Source organism: Arthrobacter sp. JCM 19049, assembly GCF_001310435.1.
The window spans coordinates 1-714 of record NZ_BAXF01000823.1 but is presented as its reverse complement, the minus strand read 5'-3'; the positions used below and the strand labels follow the sequence as shown (position 1 = coordinate 714).

The 714-nt window shown below is 71.3% G+C and carries 2 protein-coding genes; both read right to left on the bottom strand.

Features of this window, described 5'->3' with window-relative positions:
* Positions 1-539 (bottom strand): hypothetical protein (locus JCM19049_RS16530; protein ID WP_279403464.1); only part of this gene is annotated, 539 nt, incomplete at its 3' end.
* The coding region (locus tag JCM19049_RS16525; RefSeq protein WP_279403463.1) for a hypothetical protein at positions 518-714 on the bottom strand (197 nt) is incomplete at its 5' end. The genes JCM19049_RS16530 and JCM19049_RS16525, both read right to left, overlap by 22 nt.

Below are 714 nucleotides of genomic sequence, written 5' to 3'. Positions count from 1 at the left end.
ACCACCAGGCTGAGCCCGACCCATCCGTAGTCAAACCCGCAGCCGCAGAACAGCAGGGCGCCCAGGGCGGCGGTCACGGTGCGCAGCGAACGCAATTCGATCATCTGCCGGTACCAGCGCTCCCAGTGCCCATCCACCGCCCAGGCCACCTGCATCCGCCGGCTGGCCAGGCGCACGGCGGCGTGGGCCAGCAACAGCACCGCCACCAGCAGCAGGATGAACGCCGCCGGGGCGGTGACCAGCCCCCACAGGTAGTCCAGTGGCGGGCGCAGCAGGAAGTAGACGCTGGCGGCCATCAGCAGCCCGGCCACCGGGTAGATCCAGCGCGGAAGCGGTCCCCAGTGCCGGGGCCCGGTCCGACCGGCCTTGCCGTGCACGTACCCCATGCTGCTGCCGGTGATCACCAGGTAGAGCAGGGCGGCGCCGGTGATCAGCACCATCAGGTGCATCCCCGGCCGTGCATCGGGCAGGGCCTGCGGCTGCGGTGAGTGCGTGGGCCACAGGACGAGCAGCAGGATCAGTGAGGCGCCCAGCGCCACGTACTGGGTGGCGAACAGGTGATCGCGCAGGCGCGCACCGGATGCCGCGGCACGGCGGTGACGCCCTCGAAGTTCTGCGGCGGGCGCCAGAACAGCATCACCAGGGCGACGCCGAGCACGGCGTAGTTCCCTACCGAATCCCAGGCCGTCGCCCAGCGCGCGCAGCCGCTCAAGG